The 18,365-nt window shown below is 39.3% G+C and carries 21 protein-coding genes and 1 pseudogene; 8 read left to right on the top strand and 14 right to left on the bottom strand.

The window, feature by feature from the left end:
• Window positions 1-57 precede the first annotated feature (57 nt).
• The 4 genes from crcB (OCF96_RS09375) to OCF96_RS09390 all read right to left on the bottom strand — a co-directional run bounded on the left by crcB (OCF96_RS09375) (window position 58) and on the right by OCF96_RS09390 (window position 1,594).
• Window positions 58-405: a fluoride efflux transporter CrcB gene (gene crcB / locus OCF96_RS09375; protein ID WP_261447003.1), complete on the bottom strand. Its 348-nt coding sequence runs from the start codon at window positions 403-405 to the stop codon at window positions 58-60.
• A complete protein-coding gene (gene crcB / locus OCF96_RS09380; RefSeq protein WP_261447004.1) occupies window positions 399-773 on the bottom strand; it encodes a fluoride efflux transporter CrcB in 375 nt (124 codons plus the stop codon). The genes crcB (OCF96_RS09375) and crcB (OCF96_RS09380) overlap by 7 nt, the downstream gene beginning before the upstream one ends.
• Window positions 770-1,036, bottom strand: a complete 267-nt coding sequence (locus OCF96_RS09385) for a chorismate mutase (RefSeq protein ID WP_000362436.1) — start codon at window positions 1,034-1,036, stop codon at window positions 770-772. The genes crcB (OCF96_RS09380) and OCF96_RS09385 overlap by 4 nt, the downstream gene beginning before the upstream one ends.
• A gap of 114 nt (window positions 1,037-1,150) precedes the next feature.
• The gene (locus OCF96_RS09390) at window positions 1,151-1,594 is read right to left on the bottom strand and encodes a flavodoxin (RefSeq protein ID WP_001162125.1); all 444 of its coding nucleotides are present in this window, start codon (window positions 1,592-1,594) and stop codon (window positions 1,151-1,153) included.
• 103 nt (window positions 1,595-1,697) lie between these two features.
• Between OCF96_RS09390 and OCF96_RS09395 the strand changes: the two genes are divergently transcribed.
• Window positions 1,698-2,633 (top strand): DHH family phosphoesterase, encoded by a 936-nt coding sequence (locus OCF96_RS09395; protein ID WP_261447005.1) that lies wholly within the window; start codon window positions 1,698-1,700, stop codon window positions 2,631-2,633.
• 95 nt (window positions 2,634-2,728) lie between these two features.
• Window positions 2,729-2,971: a type B 50S ribosomal protein L31 gene (locus tag OCF96_RS09400; RefSeq protein ID WP_000710764.1), complete on the top strand. Its 243-nt coding sequence runs from the start codon at window positions 2,729-2,731 to the stop codon at window positions 2,969-2,971.
• Between the two features lie 112 nt (window positions 2,972-3,083).
• Here OCF96_RS09400 and OCF96_RS09405 read toward each other — a convergent pair whose 3' ends face one another.
• Window positions 3,084-4,418, bottom strand: coding sequence for an Nramp family divalent metal transporter (locus OCF96_RS09405; protein ID WP_261081286.1), 1,335 nt, complete (start codon window positions 4,416-4,418; stop codon window positions 3,084-3,086).
• 215 nt (window positions 4,419-4,633) lie between these two features.
• Window positions 4,634-5,406 (bottom strand): annotated as a pseudogene (locus OCF96_RS09410) (IS5 family transposase).
• Between the two features lie 156 nt (window positions 5,407-5,562).
• Here OCF96_RS09410 and OCF96_RS09415 point away from each other — a divergent pair.
• Window positions 5,563-5,862, top strand: a complete 300-nt coding sequence (locus tag OCF96_RS09415; protein WP_000981526.1) for a YbaB/EbfC family nucleoid-associated protein — start codon at window positions 5,563-5,565, stop codon at window positions 5,860-5,862.
• Window positions 5,863-5,934: 72 nt separating this feature from the next.
• Here OCF96_RS09415 and OCF96_RS09420 read toward each other — a convergent pair whose 3' ends face one another.
• The 7 genes from OCF96_RS09420 to glmU form a co-directional block, all read right to left on the bottom strand.
• On the bottom strand, window positions 5,935-7,698 hold the full coding sequence (locus tag OCF96_RS09420; RefSeq protein ID WP_261447006.1) for a glycerophosphoryl diester phosphodiesterase membrane domain-containing protein: 1,764 nt from the start codon (window positions 7,696-7,698) through the stop codon (window positions 5,935-5,937).
• Between the two features lie 8 nt (window positions 7,699-7,706).
• Window positions 7,707-8,297: a 3'-5' exonuclease gene (locus OCF96_RS09425; protein ID WP_261447007.1), complete on the bottom strand. Its 591-nt coding sequence runs from the start codon at window positions 8,295-8,297 to the stop codon at window positions 7,707-7,709.
• A gap of 297 nt (window positions 8,298-8,594) precedes the next feature.
• The gene (gene rocS, locus OCF96_RS09430) at window positions 8,595-9,086 is read right to left on the bottom strand and encodes a chromosome segregation protein RocS (RefSeq protein ID WP_000021242.1); all 492 of its coding nucleotides are present in this window, start codon (window positions 9,084-9,086) and stop codon (window positions 8,595-8,597) included.
• 76 nt (window positions 9,087-9,162) lie between these two features.
• Window positions 9,163-9,855 carry a 5'-methylthioadenosine/adenosylhomocysteine nucleosidase gene (locus tag OCF96_RS09435; RefSeq protein WP_261017142.1) on the bottom strand — a complete coding sequence of 231 codons (693 nt, stop codon included), beginning with the start codon at window positions 9,853-9,855 and terminating at the stop codon, window positions 9,163-9,165.
• A 16-nt stretch (window positions 9,856-9,871) separates the two neighbouring features.
• Window positions 9,872-10,183 carry a cell wall synthase accessory phosphoprotein MacP gene (gene macP, locus OCF96_RS09440; RefSeq protein ID WP_261012485.1) on the bottom strand — a complete coding sequence of 104 codons (312 nt, stop codon included), beginning with the start codon at window positions 10,181-10,183 and terminating at the stop codon, window positions 9,872-9,874.
• 11 nt (window positions 10,184-10,194) lie between these two features.
• Window positions 10,195-10,740, bottom strand: coding sequence for an NUDIX hydrolase (locus OCF96_RS09445; protein WP_261032110.1), 546 nt, complete (start codon window positions 10,738-10,740; stop codon window positions 10,195-10,197).
• 9 nt (window positions 10,741-10,749) lie between these two features.
• Window positions 10,750-12,129, bottom strand: a complete 1,380-nt coding sequence (gene glmU / locus OCF96_RS09450) for a bifunctional UDP-N-acetylglucosamine diphosphorylase/glucosamine-1-phosphate N-acetyltransferase GlmU (RefSeq protein ID WP_261032112.1) — start codon at window positions 12,127-12,129, stop codon at window positions 10,750-10,752.
• 155 nt (window positions 12,130-12,284) lie between these two features.
• Here glmU and OCF96_RS09455 point away from each other — a divergent pair, with 155 nt between their 5' ends.
• The 5 genes from OCF96_RS09455 (at window position 12,285) to lysS (ending at window position 16,749) form a co-directional block, all read left to right on the top strand.
• Complete coding sequence (locus OCF96_RS09455; RefSeq protein ID WP_261008922.1) at window positions 12,285-13,085, top strand: glycoside hydrolase family 25 protein; 801 nt, start codon at window positions 12,285-12,287, stop codon at window positions 13,083-13,085.
• 94 nt (window positions 13,086-13,179) lie between these two features.
• Entirely contained in the window at window positions 13,180-14,022 is an 843-nt protein-coding gene (locus OCF96_RS09460) for a DUF368 domain-containing protein (protein ID WP_049512272.1), read from the top strand.
• Window positions 14,022-14,504, top strand: a complete 483-nt coding sequence (locus tag OCF96_RS09465) for an aminoacyl-tRNA deacylase (protein WP_050278930.1) — start codon at window positions 14,022-14,024, stop codon at window positions 14,502-14,504. The genes OCF96_RS09460 and OCF96_RS09465 overlap by 1 nt, the downstream gene beginning before the upstream one ends.
• Window positions 14,504-15,121: a histidine phosphatase family protein gene (locus tag OCF96_RS09470; protein ID WP_261447008.1), complete on the top strand. Its 618-nt coding sequence runs from the start codon at window positions 14,504-14,506 to the stop codon at window positions 15,119-15,121. Before OCF96_RS09465 ends, OCF96_RS09470 begins: the two co-directional genes overlap by 1 nt.
• 137 nt (window positions 15,122-15,258) lie before the next feature.
• Window positions 15,259-16,749 carry a lysine--tRNA ligase gene (gene lysS / locus OCF96_RS09475; RefSeq protein ID WP_261447009.1) on the top strand — a complete coding sequence of 497 codons (1,491 nt, stop codon included), beginning with the start codon at window positions 15,259-15,261 and terminating at the stop codon, window positions 16,747-16,749.
• A gap of 111 nt (window positions 16,750-16,860) precedes the next feature.
• On the opposite strand, the gene OCF96_RS09480 is transcribed toward lysS, so the two are convergent.
• On the bottom strand, window positions 16,861-18,365 hold a 1,505-nt coding region (locus OCF96_RS09480; RefSeq protein WP_261447010.1), incomplete at its 5' end, for a Rib/alpha-like domain-containing protein.

Genomic DNA, 18,365 nt, shown 5'->3' on the forward strand with positions numbered 1-18,365 from the left:
CAAAATACAAAAAAGAACTAACGGAATTTTCCGTTAGTTCAATATTTTCTATTTACCTCAAAACACTAGACACTTACATAGCAGAATTCCTAAAAAAATCGCAACTAAACCACCTAGGTAGGTCAAAGCTAAATAAGAATAAAATACCTTCTTATCACTTAGCAGTCTTTGGAGTTCGTCATTCAAGGTCGAGAAGGTTGTTACCCCTCCACAAAAACCCGTCGCTAAAATAGTATAAACTTCCTTAGATTCCACATGATTATAGAAAAGTCCAATCAAAAAACACCCCAACAGATTTGCAATCAGCGTTCCGAGTGGCAATTTAGATGCTTGATTATAGCGGGAAAAGAAATAGCGCACTAAAGCTCCGAAACCACAAGCAATTGCAAGATAGACGATTACCATTTCTTCCTCCCCAAATAGTAAGCCAAGAGTAGGCCTCCACCAATGCTCAAAAGCAAATACATGATCAAACTAAGATAACGCCCTGTATCCAGTAATTTTACAGCATCAAGCATAAGACTAGAAAAGGTTGTCAAACCACCACAAAAACCTGTACCCAGTGCTAAAATAACACCTTTACTTGTCCCCTTATAGACCAGATAGCCCTTGACAAGATAAACCAAGCAGAAAATACCCAGATAGTTAACAAGAAGGGTTCCCCAAGGAAAGTCAGGACTGGCTGGTAACCAAGTGGAAACTAGGTAGCGAACCAATCCACCCAACATAGCAGCTAGAAAAATCCCTAGCGGATAAAATTGTTCTTTTTTCATTTGATATTTTGATCCTGATAATCACGCGAACGTTTGAGTATGTCCGAAAAAGTCGCGACAATAGTTTCCTGATAGCGCTTATCTCCTACACGACTTCTAACCTTTTCAAAAATAACCGCTTCTCTCTTAGTATCTAAAATCGGTTTCCCTGAAGCCTTCTTATAAGCGACAACCCCTTCAACTAAGTGCATTCGTTCTTCTAACAGTTTAACAATTTGATCGTCGATTTGATCAATTTCTTGACGAATAATATCTAAATCCATACAGTCTCCTCCTTTATTTGAATTATTGTATCAAAAAGCCACCAAATAGGCTAGTAAAATCCCAACTCACGATAAAAAAATGCACTGATTGATTACATCAGCGCACTTTTGTGCTTATCCTACTTTAGCAGCCAATTCTTCTGCGAATTGTTCCAAGCGTTCAATGTCTTCTTCCTCAGCAGAGAGATCAACTTTGACACACTCTGAACCTTTTTCTGCTCCTGTCGCTACAAAAACGCGGTCAAAGTCATCGACAGCCTTACAGAATTCATCGTAGAAAGTGTCACCTGAACCAACCACTCCGTAGATTTTGCCATTCAAGTTGAGATCTGCTAGGTCTTCGTAGAAGTCCATCATCTCATCTGGCAATTCACCATCACCATAAGTATAGGTCGCAACGATAGCGATGTCTGCTTCCAAGAAGTCTGAAGCGTCAACAGTTGTACATTCATCAACATCGACATCCAATCCCAAGTCACGTAATTTGTCTGCTACAATATCTGCAATTTCTTCGGTATTACCGGTCATACTGGCAAATACAATTTTTGCTAATGCCATATCGTCCTCCTCAATTTATCTTTCTCCATTATATCACATCTTTTTCATTTTAAAAATAAAAATTCTTGTGCTACAATGAAATGAGAAAGAATTGAGGTTATTTATGGAAATTTGCCATCAAATTTTAGAAAAAATCAAAGAATACGACACGATTATCATTCATCGTCATATGAAACCAGACCCTGATGCCTTGGGAAGTCAGGTGGGATTGAAATCCTTACTGGAACATCATTTCCCAGAAAAAACCATCAAAGCCGTTGGTTTTGATGAACCAACTCTTACTTGGATGGCTGAGATGGATTCTGTTGAAGATAGTGCCTACCAGAGCGCACTTGTCATCGTCTGTGATACAGCTAATACTGCTCGTATAGATGATAAGCGCTATAGTCAAGGTGATTTTCTCATTAAGATTGACCACCATCCAAATGATGATGTATATGGTGACCTATCTTGGGTGGATACTAGTTCAAGTAGCGCTAGTGAGATGATTACCCTATTTGCCCAAACAACCCAACTGGCCTTGTCAGATCGCGCTGCTGAGTTGCTCTTTGCAGGAATTGTCGGTGATACAGGTCGCTTCCTTTATCCTTCTACGACTGCACGCACCCTCCGTCTGGCTGCCTCTCTAAGAGAACAGAACTTTGACTTTGCGGCTCTCACTCGCAAAATGGACACTATGAGTTACAAAATTGCTAAACTTCAAGGCTACATCTACGACCATCTTGAAGTGGATGAAAATGGTGCAGCTCGCGTTATCCTGAGCCAAGAAATCTTGAAACAATTCAATGTCACCGATGCTGAAACTGCAGCCATTGTCGGTGCACCTGGACGTATTGACAGTGTGAGTCTCTGGGGAATTTTTGTGGAACAGGCTGATGGCCACTACCGCGTTCGCTTACGCAGTAAAATTCATCCTATCAATGAAATTGCCAAAGAACATGATGGAGGAGGCCACTCTCTAGCAAGCGGTGCTAATTCCTATAGCCTAGAGGAAAACGAAATCATCTACCAAAAGTTAAAAAACTTGCTTAAAAACTGATAAAATACTTGCCAAACTTTTCAGAATCTGATAGACTAGTATGGTAACAATCTATGGCTCGCAAAGAGACCATGGCAGAAAGGAAATATTGCAAAATGAAAAAAGATATCCATCCAGAATATCGCCCAGTTGTCTTCATGGACACAACTACTGGTTACCAATTCCTTAGCGGTTCAACAAAACGCTCTAATGAAACAGTTGAGTTCGAAGGCGAAACTTACCCATTGATCCGTGTGGAAATTTCATCAGACTCACACCCATTCTACACTGGACGTCAAAAGTTCACTCAAGCAGATGGACGCGTGGATCGTTTCAACAAAAAATACGGTCTCAAATAATGATAAAAAGAACAGTTTCGACTGTTCTTTTTTTCTTCTTTTTATGAACCAATCACTACTACTTTCTATTTGTCAACCATCACGCTGACACTATAATTGATTTCAAACGGGGTTAAAAAATATCGAAAAGAAGCTTGATATTGAGAATGGTCAAGATGATTGAAACTACGTAGCCTAGGATTGTGTTCCACTTGGCATTGGTAAATTCTCCCATCACTGACTTCTTAGAAGTCAGATAAATTAAGGGAAAAATTGAGAATGGAAGAGCGATTGAAAGAAAGACCTGTGAATAGACCAATAACTGATCTAAGGTCTTTTCTTGATGCCCAAACAAGACAGCGACTATCATCACAGGGAGCAAGGCAAAAATCCGTGTTCCGACACGGATAATCCACTGTGGTAATTTCAGATGCAAGAAACCTTCCATAACGATCTGGCCAGTCAAAGTACCTGTAATAGTAGAATTTTGGCCACTTGCTAAAAGAGCTAAAGCAAACAAAGTTGACAGAGTTGAGCTGGCTATCGCTCCTGCTATTGTCGAATCCTGTAAAGCATTGTACATTTGAGAGAAAGCTGAAATTTCAGATGCATGGCCAAAAAAGAGGGAGGCCCCTAAAATAAGAAGCAAGGAATTGACAACAAAGGCTAGGGACAACTGAAGATTTGAGTCCCAGGTCATAAAACGGATAGCTTTTCGTATATCTTTCTTATCCTTATGGTTGATTTTTCTTGTTTGAGATAGGGATGAATGGAGATAGAGATTATGGGGCATGACTGTTGCTCCCACAATCCCTAAAGCCAAAGTCAGTTGACTCTCATGTCCTGGCAAGGGACTTTCAAATAAAGTGGAAGTCGGTAAATAGCCACCAAAAATCCCCTGCATACTTGGATTGGATAAAGCCACTAGATAAGAAAAGATACCTAATATGGTTAAGATAAGGGTTGTAACAATAGCTTCAATCTTCTTGAAGCCAAACTTCATCAACAAAAGCAAAAGAAATACATCTAAAACGGTTAGAAGTATCGCGACCATAATCGGTATTTTAAACAAAAGATTTAAGGCAATTGCTGAACCTATAACCTCAGCCAAGTCTGTCGCCATTAAAGCTAATTCTAAAATCACCCATAGACTATAGCGGAGCCACTTGGGGGAATGATGAGCTGTTGCCTGCGCTAAATCCATCCTCGTCACGATACCGAGCTTTCCAGCCATCTGTTGTAGCTGCATGGCGATGATGGATGAAATCAAAATAACGAATAAGAGACTATACTTGTAGGAAGCACCTCCAACCACACTGGTAATCCAGTTTCCAGGATCCATATAACCAACTGCTACAAGAGCTCCAGGCCCTAAAAATGCTTTTAGATTCTGCCAAAAATGATTGTTATTCGGAGTTTCAATAGATTGATTGATCTCAGAAAGAGAGACCTTTTTGTAAGAAGACATCGGAATATTCACTTTCTAATCTTGTCTTTGCCTATTTTATTAATGGAGTTTTGAAAATATAATGAAAATAATTTCCTATTTCCAATTTATTCTTATTATATCATATTTTGAAATGATTCTTAAGGAAAGCATGATAGTTAAAAAAACTTTGCACTCTAGCTAGCCACACGATGCTTTTCAGAGTACAAAGTTTTTTTATTAGACTTCCTGCGAAACTAGAATTCTAGTTCACAGTTGATAATTCCAGCAATCAAATTCATTCGTAATCCAAATCGTTTACGTCGATTTCGATAGGTTGTTGAAAACATTTTAAACGTTTTTACCTTGGCCAAAATATTCTCAACCTTGATTCTCTCTTTAGATAGCACATGATTATAGGATTTATCTTCAAGAGTTAGTGGCTTAAGTTTTCTTGATTTCCTCGGAATTTGCGCTTGTGAATACATCTTCATGATCCCTTGATAACCACTGTCTGCCAAGATTTTACCAGCTTGTCCGATATTTCTGCGACTCATTTTGAACAACTTCATATCATGGCAATAGATCACTGCAATATCCAAAGAAACAATTCTCCCTTGGCTTGTGACAATCGCCTGAGCCTTCATAGCATGACATTTCTTTTTACCAGAATAATTGGCTAGTTGATTTTTTAGGACGATTGATTTTTACCTCTGTTGCATCCACAATCACCGTATCCTCAGCACTAAGATGAGTTTTTGAAATCGTAAAGCCACTTTGAATAATAGTTGCTTTCGTGAATGCTAAAATCAGCCGTAATTTGTTCATAAGTGCGGTATTCTCGCATGTATTGGAGAGTAGCCATGAGGAGGTCTTCTATGCTTAACTTAGGGGTTCGTCCACATTTTGCGTGTTTAAGTTGATAAACTGTTTTTAACACAGCTAACATCTCTTCAAAAGTAGTGAGCTGAACACCAACAAGGTGCTTAAATCGTGCATCAGTTAATTGTTTACTTACTTCATAATTCATAGTTTTATTGTATCATATTTTGTTTCGCAGGAAATCTACTTTTATTTTCCACTGCCAAGCACAATTCTTAGATTCTCTCAGAAAAAGATTAGACTTTTAACCCCAAAATTGATAAAATAAAAAGGAAAATAAGATAAAAGGAAACTATAAATCACCATGATGAACATGCAAAACATGATGCGCCAAGCACAAAAACTTCAAAAACAAATGGAACAAAGCCAAGCTGAACTTGCTGCTATGCAATTTGTTGGCAAATCTGCTCAAGACCTTGTCCAAGCGACCTTAACAGGTGACAAAAAAGTTGTCAGCATTGACTTCAATCCAGCTGTCGTTGACCCAGAAGACCTTGAAACTCTTTCTGATATGACCGTTCAAGCCATCAACTCTGCTCTTGAACAAATTGATGAAACTACAAAGAAAAAACTGGGTGCGTTCGCTGGGAAATTGCCATTCTAAGCATTAAAAAAACAAGCATTCAAATGAATACTTGCCTATCGTGGGAGGAACAACTGTTCCTCTTTTTGCTTACTAAAAAATAAAGAATTCCATGGCCTGTTTGAAAAGCAATTCAGTATACTCTGGGTCTTCTTGGGCAATGGTAACTTGATCTTGAATCATTTCCAAATCATCCGTTATCATGCCATCAGCTCCCAAATGAACTGATTTATCAAAGGACTCTGAACTATTGATGGTCCAAACGTACAATTTCTGATCTGTATTCCAAAGCTTGTTGACAAAATTTTCATCTAAAGTTGAATACTCCATGGTGTAACCTGTAGCCTTGGTTCTTGGAAAAATACTATTATAAGGTAGGATGAAATAGACTGGAATTTGAGAATCGTAGGCTAGCACCTGATCAATCACATGGTAGTCTAAAGATTGCATTTGATGACCATTCTGCTTAAGAACCGTTCCATATTTTTCCATAAATCGTTTCATCATATCTGGGCTATCTTTTCGACTGGTTTTAATCTCAATAAGAAGTTTTTGATGTAATTCATTGGCTTTATTGAGATAGTCATCGAAACTAGACACCTTGCTATGATAACCATTTTCTGAAATATCAAGTTTGGTTAATTCTTTCAAAGTTAGATCCTGTGGATTAGCATTAACACCTGTCAAATTTTTGATATTGGCATCATGCATCATGACAAACTGGCCATCTTTTGTTTCCTGAACATCTGTCTCAACGAAATCTGGAGATAACTGAGCGGTTTTTTCTAGTGATTGAACGGTATTTTGCACACCATTCTTATTAGATACTCCCCTGTGAGAAATGATTAAAGGTTTATTAGCGACTGGAGCTTCTAAATAAACATAACCCTCAAGAGTGAAAAAGATACAAGCACAGCCCATCACTCCCCATCTCATCCAGTGGTCTTTCTTTCTCCTTGGTGTAATTTCTAGTTCTTCTCCTGTTAAGAAGGAAACAAACTTAATGAGAAAGTAAGTCAAGGCTATATAGTGGAAATTCTTAATCAAGACAAAGTTGATAATTCCCAGTACAAGAGATTCCTTATGGGTCAAACCATCCATCAGTGCCTGACTTGCCAAGATTGGAATCAATAAAAGAATGAAAAATAGGTAGGTTTTGACGACAATCCAAAGCAAGTTCCAAGTATAAAACCAGGAGTGCTTTCTTGTCTTTTCTAGACTGTATCTGACTGCTTCTTTGACTGTTTTCTTCTCAAATAAAAGCTGAGGTAGGGCAAACATCAAACGCACTGAAATATAAAATAGAAGTAAAGCTAGAATAGTAACCACTATACCTACTAGCCAATACTTATCTTCCACATAATCAACGATAAAGTCTGGAATGACAATTTTATTTAGGTAGTAAATCTTTAAAATCTTTCGAATCAATGGAAAGAGCATCATGACATAAAAGAAGATAAAGGTTATCTTGGAAAGCGTCACTTGCTTCATAAACAAGAAACTTTGGCGAAAGACCTTACGACTGTACTCCAGCAAGGTCCTTTTTTCATGGCATAATAAATGCCGAGCACCGATAAAGAGTAGTCCTATCTGGTAATAGGCAATCAGTAAATTAACAATTACCAGAATAAATAAAGCAAAACTAACAAAGGGAGAACCCGTTATAATGGCAAAAATATTGTTGTAGGAAAGAAAGAGATAGCCTGTCTGACGGAGCAAAAGTCCAGCAATCCAAGAATTTGCTGGTAACCAGACAAACTCAATCATCATAAAAGTCAAGAAAAATAGAAAGAGTATTTTATCTAGATTAAAGTATATCTGCTTAAAACCTAGATTTTTAGGTTTTTCAGGTTTCATAGGCACTCCTAGTCAAATAATTGAGACAAATCCAAGCCCCCAAAAGGATTGTTTGATAAGATACTTTCTGTCTCTAACAATTCTCTAGCTTGATCCGACTCTAGGAAGGACTCGTACACACGCGCCGTCATCCGAGCATCCTCTAGGCTATTATGAGACTGACCTTGAAATCCAAGAAATGAGGCAACAGTTTGCAATTTGAGATTGGCAATACCATGTAGATCCGAACTCCGACGTTCAAAAGCTTCATCATACAAATCTACCTTGTAGTGCTGACTGTAGTCTAAACCATGCTCTGCTAGAATAGGCAAATCACTTTTAGCAGCATTGTAGCCTACCATGGGTAAAGAACCCACAAACTCTTGGAAATCTTTTATGACTTTCTCCACTGGAGGAGCATCTTTTAAGGTCTCAGCTGTAATCCCAGTCAAACCATTGATAAAACTTTTTAAGGGAACACTGGTATGGACATAGGAATCATAGGCATCGATTTCCTGACCATCTCTAAAACGCACTGCCGATACTTGAATCAAGTGTGTTTGTCCTTCATGTTGATTAAATTCTAAATCAAAAGCAATGTACTCTTCTAATCGTTCCATTCTATCCTTCTCCTCTACTGTTATTTTACTTGAACAACTATACTATTTATACTCAATGAAAATCAAAAAGCAAACTAGGAAGCTAGCCGCAGGTTGCTCAAAGCACTGCTTTAAGGTTGCAGATAGAATTGACGAAGTCAGCTCAAAGCACTGCTTTGAGGTTGTGGATAAGACTGACGAAGTCAGTTACATAAATCTACGGCAAGGTGAAGCTGACGTGGTTTGAAGAGATTTTCGAAGAGTATTAGAAACAAAAGAAGCCATCAGGTTAAGCATTTAACCTAAACAGCTCCTTGATTATCCTCCAAATAAACGAGCAAAAAAGCCTTTCTTAGTGGATTGGACTTCTTCTTTTGCTTGGTCCAGCTCTAGCTTGAGATTTTCTTGATCCTTCATGGCTTGAAGAGTCAATTGTTGCTGCTGATCGAGTTGTTTGTCTTTCTCAGCAATCTGACGGTCTTTGATACGCATCTGCTCGTCTTTTTCTGATAATTGACGATCCTTGGCCTTTAATTGTTCATAGAGACGCAGAATTTCTGCATTCTTCTCATCAACTAGAATCTCCATCAGTTCACGTTGCTTGACATCTTCACTGACAGGCTCATCTTCAAAAATCGTTTTTTTATAGATTTCTTCTAGCTTAATCAAGCCACTTCTGGTAACGACTGTTACCCCTTTGTCGTTTTTATCTGTGTCTTCTTCTGGTAATTCTTTGACACGGTTATTGATTGCTTGGCGAGATAATCCTAAGACCTCTGCAATCTCACTGACGGTCATTTCAATACTCATAATATCCTCTGAAACGTTTTCTAGCTTTTCTTTACTTAAATCTTATCATAAGCTAGAAAAACTGTCAAATTTTCGCTTAATTTAAGGCCTTCAAAAAGGCTAGTAAGACTTGGGCAGAGCGACGTCCAGCTTCAATAATAAACTCATCAAAAGAGATGTTTGCTTCATGATTGGCATTGTCACTCATAGCTCGGATAACTAAGACTGGAAGATTAAGAGCATGCGCTGCCTGAGCAATAGCTGCCCCCTCCATCTCAACGGCTAAAACTTCTGGGAAATGAGACTTAATCGCTTCTATCTTGTCATTTCCTGCAACAAAACTATCTCCTGTAGCAATCAAACCAAGATGCCATTTTTGGTCCAATTGAGATAAACTCTCTTGGATTTTGGCAACAAAGGTTTTATCTGATTCAAAATAAAGCGGTTGTTGCGCCATTTGCCCATAAGCATAACCAAAAGCTGTGACATCCACATCATGATAGGCTAACTTATCAGCAATCACAACATCCCCAACAGCAATACCTTCTGCTACTGCCCCAGCTGAGCCTGTATTGATAAGAGCACCCACTTGGAAATGATCCGCTAAAATCGCCACACTCATAGCAGACATGACCTTACCAATTCCACTTTCTACAAGAACGACTTCATGCGAGGCAATAGTTCCTGTGTGATAGGTATTCCCCAAAACAACTTGCTCCTGGGCATTGTCTAGATGCTGGACCAGATAAGCCAGTTCTTCTGGCATAGCCGCAATAATTCCTATTTTCATTTCAATTCCTTTTCTATTACAAAAGTTTCATTGCTAAGACAAGCAAAATCAAGAGAAAGATGACAGCGAATAAGATTTTATTCAGTTTAGAATTGAAGACATTTCTCTTGGTATTTTCAATGCGACGGCTTTTATGAATAGACGGTTCGACCTGAATCTTCAAGGTTTCCTGACTAAAACCATGTTCCTTAGGATTGGCATAACCAAAACGGGAAGAAGAGGTTGGTAAAATCTTGGTCTCCTCATCATCTAGCAAAGGGGGACCTGAAATTTTTTCGCCTCTATTAGCTCTTTCAATCATTTCATCCGTTAATAAAGGTTTACTCATACTGACCTCCTCTATTTTTTGTGCAATTCCCAGTATTGAACAGCCATAATTGTCTTGGCATCACAGATATGACCTATTTGGATTAATTCTTTCGCTTCTTCTAAGCTCACTTCAAGAACTTCTAAGGTTTCATCCTCATCCTGCGGAAGCGGATGTTCCACTTTCGTCAAATCGCTGGCTAGGTATAGTTTTAACTTCTCATTACAAAAGCCAATAGCTGAATAAAAGTCATACAAGAGTTCTAACTTCCCTGTATAGGCTGTTTCTTCCTCCAGTTCACGAAGGGCTGCTGCTACAGGGTCTGTATTTTCTCCTACTTCCAATTTTCCAGCTGGAATTTCGTAAGAGACTGCCTCAATGGCCTTGCGGTACTGCTTGACCAAGATAAGTTTTTGTTCATCTGTTACTGCTAAAACACAGACAGCTCCATTGTGGAAAATCAAATCCCGTTGGGCAGTTCCCTTGCCTTCTGGTAATTCAACCTGATCTTGAACCAGTTTAAAAATTGGCCCTTGATAGATTTCTTTTCGGCTAAGCGTTTTTTCTTCAAATTCCATGATAGACTCCTACTGATTCTTAGGATGATGAGGAAGGCGTGTTGCATATTCATCTTTATTGACCTGACGTCCGCGACCAATAGCAATAGCATCCGCTGGCACGTCTTTGGTAATAGTTGAACCAGCACCAACGAGGGAATTGTCACCTAACTCAACTGGCGCAATAATGGTTGAGTTTGAACCAACAAAGACATTGTTACCAATGACTGTCTTGTATTTGTTTTTGCCATCATAGTTGACTGTAATGGTTCCTGCACCGAAATTAACGTTGCTACCCACTTCACAGTTTCCAATATAAGTCAAATGACCAGCCTTGGTATTCTCGCCGATTGAAGAACCTTTGACCTCAACAAAGTTTCCAATATGAACTTGGGCACCCAGACTTGAACCTGGACGAATGTGGGCATAAGGACCGACTGTCACACCGTCTGCAACACTACTTTCCTCAATCATAGAGTTGGTAATAACAGCTCCTGCTCCGATAGTACTATCAACTACATAAGTACCGTTTGTCAAAACAGTCTCAGCACCAATTTTCGTTTGTCCCTTCAAGGTAACATTGGCTTCAATTTGAACTTCAGGCGCAATCTCAACATCAATATCGATATAAGTTGCTTCTGGATTAACAAAGCTAACACCATTGACCATGTGCTGCTGATTGATGCGGCGACGCATAACCGACTCAGCAGTCGCAAGTGCCACACGGTCATTTACCCCAAGACTTTCATCAAAATCTTTCAAAGTATAAGCGCCAACTTTTTCACCAGCTTCACGGAAAATGCCAATGACATCTGTAATGTAGTATTCACCTTGAGCATTGTTGGTGTTAATGTTTTTCAAAGCCTCAAACAAACGCTCGTTGTCAAAAACGTAAGTTCCTGTGTTGATTTCCTTGATTTGTTTTTCAAAATCTGTAGCATCCTTCTGCTCAACAATACGAAGAACTTCAGCATTGTCATTACGAACAATTCGTCCATAGCCAAAAGGATTATCTGTCTCAGCAGTCAAGATAGTCGCCACATTTTTATGATTGATATGGAAATCAATCAAGTTTTTCAAGCTTTCACCTGTGATTAACGGAGTATCTCCTGCGATGACCAAGGTGTGACCTGACAAACCTTCTAAGATTGGTTCTGTCATCATAACTGCATGACCAGTTCCTAACTGTTCAGATTGAGTCACAAATTCTGTCTGTCCAGCCAAGACCTCTTCAACCAATTCTGCCTTGTGTCCCACAACTGTTACTGTCTTTTCAGGCTGGATAGCTCCCACACTACGGAAAACATGTTCCAGCATGGAAATACCTGCAACCTTGTGCAACACTTTTGGCAAATCAGATTTCATGCGAGTCCCTTTACCCGCTGCTAAAATAATGGCATAATTTGACATAATCTTCTCTTTTCTCTAGAAATTCCCTTTTATTATACCATATTTCAAATCATTCCGCGCCCTTGAATGGAAAAATGCTCTAAAGTCCTTTCCTTAACCCATTTTTTGAGTATTTTTTTTGATTTTTTTTCATTTTTAAGGTAAAATTATGAGATATGAGAAAGAAAATTAATCCGCTTATTTTATTTGGTTTTTTTGGGATTATGATTTTCATTTTAATCCTGAATCGCCCTCGTTTTGAGGACCATCCTGTAAAAACAAAGTCAAATATCGCGCAAGTAGAAACACAAGCGCTACATAATATAGATAAACCGGTAATTGATGTTTCTGGTTGGCAGCGTCCTGAGGAAATCAATTACGATACTCTCTCCCAAAACATTTCTGGAGCTATTGTTCGCGTCCATAGTGGTGCTCAAACGTCCAAAGAGAACGATGCCTCCTATGTTAATGGTGTTGATAAGGCTTTTAAAACCCATATCACTGAGTTTCAAAAACGAAATGTCCCAGTTGGTGTCTATGCCTTTGTAGCTGGAAAAAGTGTCCAAGAAATGGAAAAGGCCGCTGAAGTTTTTTATAACGCCTCTTCCCCATACAGCCCTAGTTACTATTGGCTTGACGTGGAAGATAAAACCATGTCCAATATGAACGAAGGTGTTGAAGCCTTCCGGGCAAAGCTAGAATCACTGGGTGCTAAAAACATCGGAATCTACGTTGGAGTCTACTTCATGGAAGAACACAGTATTGATACAGACAAGTTTACGTCTGTTTGGATTCCTTCCTATGGTTCTGACTCAGGTTTTTACGAGGCAACCCCAAAAACTGATTTAGATTACGACATCCACCAGTACACTTCTAAAGGAAAAATTGCTGGCTTTGACCACGATTTGGATATCAACGTCATCTCTTCCTTAAAAAATAAAGAAGAAACCTTTAGAAAACTCTTTTTAAAACCTTAAAAGCATTTGTTTATCATTTGCTTTTTCTTTTTGTGTTTGATTGTGATACAATATAATAAGGATTTTTTGAAATAGAAATAGTTGGAGGAAACATATGCTCTCATGGTTAGCACGCCTTATTAAAGGGATTGTCATTGCTCTTGGATTTATTCTACCGGGAATTTCCGGAGGGGTTCTAGCAGCAATCTTAGGAATTTATGAACGAATGATTGGCTTTCTGGCCCATCCCTTTAAAGACTTTAAAGAAAATGTTTTGTACTTTATTCCAGTTGCCATCGGTATGCTTCTGGGAATCGGATTATTTTCCTACCCGATTGAATACCTGCTTGAAAATTATCAGGTCTTTGTCTTATGGAGCTTTGCAGGTGCCATTATTGGTACTGTTCCTAGCCTCCTCAAAGAATCGACTCGAGAATCTGACAGAGACAAGATTGATCTAGCTTGGTTCTGGGCAACCTTTATCATTTCTGGACTAGGTCTCTATGCCTTAAATTTCGTCGTTGGAACCTTAAGTGCAAGCTTTCTTAATTTCGTCCTAGCAGGTGCACTACTGGCTCTTGGTGTATTGGTTCCTGGTCTCAGTCCATCAAATCTACTTTTAATTTTGGGACTCTATGCTCCTATGTTGACAGGTTTCAAAACCTTTGACCTCTTGGGCACCTTCTTCCCGATTGGAATCGGAGCAGGTGCCACTCTCATCATTTTTTCAAAGTTGATGGATTATGCCCTAAACAACTACCACTCACGCGTCTATCATTTCATCATCGGTATCGTCCTATCAAGTACCCTTTTGATCTTGATTCCAAATGCAGGAAACGCTGAAAGTATCCAGTACACTGGTATTTCTCTTGTTGGGTATGTCATCATCGCCTTCTTCTTTGCACTGGGAATCTGGCTTGGTATTTGGATGAGCCAATTGGAGGATAAGTATAAATAATGGCAAAAAAAGTTAAAATCAAAAAAACATTGGTAGAACAAATCCTGTCTAAAGCAGGTATCCCACATCAGGGGATTCAAATCAATGCCCTAGAAGGAGAACTTCCACAAGGTTATGAACGAGATCAGATTTTCAAAACCTTGGCGCTTTTGGGAGACAAAACAGGACCGATTATCGGAATTGTCCCTATCACTCAACACTTGTCTGAAAAAAAACTAGCCAAAATTTCTGGCAATAAAAAAGTGAGCATGATTCCACAAAAGGACTTAGAAAAAACAACTGGTTATATTCATGGAGCCAATAACCCTGTCGGAATTCGTCAGAAACACAATTACCCCATTTTTATCGATAAAATTGCTCTAGACTTGGATCAAATGATTGTCTCTGCAGGGGAAGTCGGACACAGCATTATCGTCGCACCACAAGACTTGGCTAGTTTTGTAAAGGCTGACTTTGCAGATATCTTGGAGGACAGCAAATAATGAAACTCTACTTTGTCCGCCACGGTCGTACAGTATGGAACCAAGAAGGTCGCTTTCAAGGTGCTAGTGGAGATTCTCCCCTTCTTCCTGAATCTATTGACACCCTAAAACAACTAGGCCAATATCTTAAGGATATTCCTTTTGATCAGATTTATTCAAGTGATTTACCTCGAGCAGTCAAATCTGCTGAGATTATCCAAAGTCAACTCAAGACACCCTGTCCTTTAGAAAGTGTTTCTAATCTCCGTGAATGGCAGCTGGGGAAGTTAGAAGGTTTGAAAATCGCAACCTTGGAAGCTATTTACCCGCAACAAATCAAAGCTTTTCGATCTAATCTTGCCAAGTTTGACACTCAAATGTTCGGAGCCGAATCCCTCTATAGCACCACGCAACGGACCATCCAATTTATCAAATCATTAAAAGATAGTCCAGCTGAGCGTATTCTAATTGTCGGTCACGGCGCTAATCTTACTGCTAGTCTTCGTACTCTCCTAGGTTATAAAGAACCTCTTCTTCGTAAAGATGGCGGTCTAGCAAATGCCAGCCTGACCATTCTAGAAACCCATGATTTTGAAACATTTACTCTCGATACTTGGAATGATACTTCCTATCAATAACAGAACTTGATTTTAGCGTCAAGTTCTTTTTAGTTTTGAAAGATTATCCGTGAATTTCTTGGCTATTTATGATAAAATGGGAGTATCGCAAAAAATGACTCATCGTATTCAATTTTGAGTAAAACTAGGAGGATCCCATGTCAACAGAACATATGGAAGAACTAAATGACCAGCAGATCGTTCGCCGTGAAAAAATGGCTGCGCTTCGTGAACAAGGAATCGATCCTTTCGGAAAACGCTTTGAACGCACTGCAAATTCACAAGAATTAAAAGATAAATATGCCGACCTCGATAAAGAACAATTACATGATAAAAACGAAACAGCTACTATCGCAGGACGCTTGGTAACCAAACGTGGTAAAGGTAAAGTAGGTTTTGCCCACCTTCAAGACCGCGAAGGTCAAATCCAGATTTACGTTCGTAAGGATGCTGTCGGTGAAGAAAACTACGATATCTTCAAAAAAGCAGACCTTGGTGACTTCCTTGGTGTCGAAGGTGAAGTGATGCGTACAGATATGGGAGAACTCTCTATCAAAGCTACTCACATCACTCACTTATCTAAAGCACTTCGCCCACTTCCTGAGAAATTCCACGGTTTGACAGACGTTGAAACAATTTACCGTAAACGTTACCTTGACTTGATTTCTAACCGTGAAAGCTTTGAGCGCTTTATCACTCGTTCAAAAATCATTTCTGAAATCCGTCGTTACCTTGATCAAAAAGGTTTCCTTGAAGTCGAAACACCTGTTCTTCACAATGAAGCTGGTGGTGCTGCTGCCCGTCCATTTATCACCCACCATAATGCCCAAAACATTGACATGGTGCTTCGTATCGCGACTGAGCTTCACTTGAAACGCCTTATCGTCGGTGGTATGGAACGCGTCTATGAAATCGGACGTATCTTCCGTAACGAAGGAATGGATGCCACTCATAACCCTGAATTTACTTCTATCGAAGTCTACCAAGCTTATGCTGACTTCCAAGACATCATGGACTTGACTGAAGGCATTATCCAACACGCTGCTAAAGCTGTTAAAGGCGACGGCCCAGTTAACTACCAAGGTACTGAAATCAAGATTAACGAGCCATTTAAACGTGTTCATATGGTGGATGCTATCAAAGAAATTACTGGTGTCGATTTCTGGCAAGACATGACTTTCGAGGAAGCCAAAGCTATCGCTGCTGAGAAGAAAGTTCCAGTTGAGAAACACTACACTGAAGTTGGTCACATTATCAATGCCTTCTTTGAAGAGTTTGTTGAAGAAACCTTGATCCAACCAACCTTTGTCTATGGACATCCAGTAGCTGTATCTCCACTTGCTAAGAAGAATCCTGAGGACGAACGCTTTACTGACCGTTTCGAGCTCTTCATCATGACTAAGGAGTACGGTAATGCCTTTACTGAGCTCAACGACCCAATCGATCAGCTTAGCCGTTTCGAAGCCCAAGCTAAAGCCAAAGAACTTGGTGACGATGAAGCAACAGGTATCGATTATGACTACATCGAGGCTCTTGAATACGGTATGCCACCAACAGGTGGTTTGGGAATCGGTATTGACCGTCTCTGCATGCTCCTCACTGATACAACAACTATCCGTGATGTATTGCTCTTCCCAACAATGAAATAATACTCTTATCCTCTGGTACTTGCCAGGGGATTTTTTGGTGCAAAAAGAAATAGACTGAAGTTTTCACCTCAGTCTATTTTTCTATTGAACCTTAGAAAGGAAGGATCTTTCTTAGTCTTCTTTTTTCTTACGAGCTACAAGTCCGAATGCACTCAACATTCCAAGAAGTCCAAGACTAGCTAGACCAGCCTTATCTTCTGTACCAGTATTTGGTAATTCCTTCTTGTCATTGGCTACGGTTGTTTCAACGGCTACTTGTTTAGAATCTGTAGAACTTGTCTGAACTGGAGTAGCTACTGGTTTTTCTGGACTTGTAGGAGTCTCTGGAGAGCTTGGTTGCTCAGAACGGGTTGGGGTAACTACTTTCTTATAGATATGAATCACATTGCCATTTTTATCTGTCTTAGTGCCAGTATATTCATAACCTTCTAAAGTCTTAGGTCCATGGCTACCATTTTCTTCTGGAGAAATTTCTTTACCATCACCATCTTGGTAACGTGTTACGATATGAGTTGTTGAACTACCATTATTACCGTGACTATTACCATGATTAGATTTAGGAGTCACCTTCACAGGAACTTCTACTGTCACTTTACGTCCATCCGGTAACTCAATCTCAACAGTTACAGATGGTTTATCTCCTGGTGTATTCGTTTTTGGAATTTCTCCAACTTTAGTAATCTTCCATCCTTCTGGAAGGTCAACATGTTTTTTCACCATATCCTCTGTAATCGGTGTTCCTACCTCAACCACTACAGGAGTTGTTTTTGGAGTAACAATAACAGGGACTTTAACGGTTACTCGTTTACCTCCAGGTAATTCGATTACTACTGGAACACTTGGTCTTTCTCCCGGTACATCTGTAGATGGCTTATCGCCGATACTAATGATTTTTCCACCTTCTGGTATTTGAATATGTTTTTCAACATCATCATTTGTAATTGGCTCCCCCAATTTCTTCACAATATCTTTAATTGGAGTTACTTTGACAGGAACTTCAACTTCGATTTGTTTACCATTAGGAAGTTCAATTTTAACTTTGACAGTACCTTTATCTCCTGGAGTATTTACTTTTGGAATTTCACCTACTCCAATAATTTTTCCACCTTCAGGAACTTTCACATGTTTTTCAATATCCTCTGGAGTTAATGGTGTATTCGTAACTGGGGTTTCGATACCTTTAACTGGTGTTACATTAACCGGAACTTCAACGGTAATTGTTTTGCCATTTGGTAATTCTACCGTTACTTTAACTGGAGTTTTCTTACCTGGCGTTGTTAAGTCTGGAACATTTTCTACATTCGTTACCTTACCACCTTCTGGAATGGTAATTCCCTTGGTGTAATCCTCTGGAGTTAATGGTGTATTCGTAACTGGGGTTTCGATACCTTTAACTGGTGTTACATTAACCGGAACTTCAACGGTAATTGTTTTGCCATTTGGTAATTCTACCGTTACTTTAACTGGAGTTTTCTTACCTGGCGTTGTTAAGTCTGGAACATTTTCTACATTCGTTACCTTACCACCTTCTGGAATGGTAATTCCCTTGGTGTAATCCTCTGGAGTTAATGGTGTATTCGTAACTGGGGTTTCGATACCTTTAACTGGTGTTACAT

Origin of the sequence: Streptococcus mitis, assembly GCF_946190065.1 — a bacterium.
Classification (GTDB): domain Bacteria; phylum Bacillota; class Bacilli; order Lactobacillales; family Streptococcaceae; genus Streptococcus; species Streptococcus mitis_DE.